Origin of the sequence: Microbacterium sp. 18062, from assembly GCF_902706225.1 — a bacterium.
GTDB lineage: Bacteria > Actinomycetota > Actinomycetes > Actinomycetales > Microbacteriaceae > Microbacterium.
The window spans coordinates 1-608 of record NZ_CACSKB010000161.1; the positions used below are offsets into that span (position 1 = coordinate 1).

Below are 608 nucleotides of genomic sequence, written 5' to 3' on the forward strand. Positions count from 1 at the left end.
GTCAAAGGGTGGCGCGCTACATAAGTGTCGCGGGCCATCTTGTCCAGGGTGAAGCCAGCCTTTTGATATTCTGGGAAAGGGTAGACGATGTCGTTGATGGTGGACAGCTCCATCAGTCTAACGACCTCACTACTCCTGCGTAGCGTTGCCGATGGCTTCGCTGGGTAGTGCGCGAGGTTAGTCAAAAAGTCACTTTTGCTTTGCTCCAGAGGCGGCATTGCCTCAATGAACGGATTGCCTGCAAAGCGAGAAACTCCTGTATCGTGATACACCGCAGGGAATATCTCAACATCCTTCATCGCTTGCTCCTGTTTAGCTTCACTAGTTCTACCAATCGAGCCTTCTCCTCACGCTCTACTTCGCTCCAGCTTTTCCCAACGGACGCAGTGACCGTGTGCTCCTCGAACTCTGTCCGTGTTTGGGCATGCAACTGGTTTTTGAGTTTTGCGGTTTCTTGATACCTAGCTCGTTGCATATCAGCATTGGGCAAACGTTCGGCGGGGGCGCTCTTCTGCCGGTTGTTGACAGGCTTGGCCGCCTTTGCGGCAACCCGTACGCGTCGACTTTCATGGTCGGAGCGGGCCCAAAGGCGTGCACTGACAGTCGCG

1 protein-coding gene and 1 pseudogene are annotated in these 608 nt (G+C 54.4%); both read right to left on the reverse strand.

Annotated elements, in window-relative coordinates:
* Positions 1-299, reverse strand: a pseudogene (locus tag GVL03_RS19145) (hypothetical protein); the annotation flags it as partial.
* Positions 296-608: hypothetical protein (locus tag GVL03_RS22420; RefSeq protein WP_235038256.1), on the reverse strand; the 313-nt coding region annotated here is incomplete at its 5' end. The pseudogene GVL03_RS19145 and the gene GVL03_RS22420, both read right to left, overlap by 4 nt.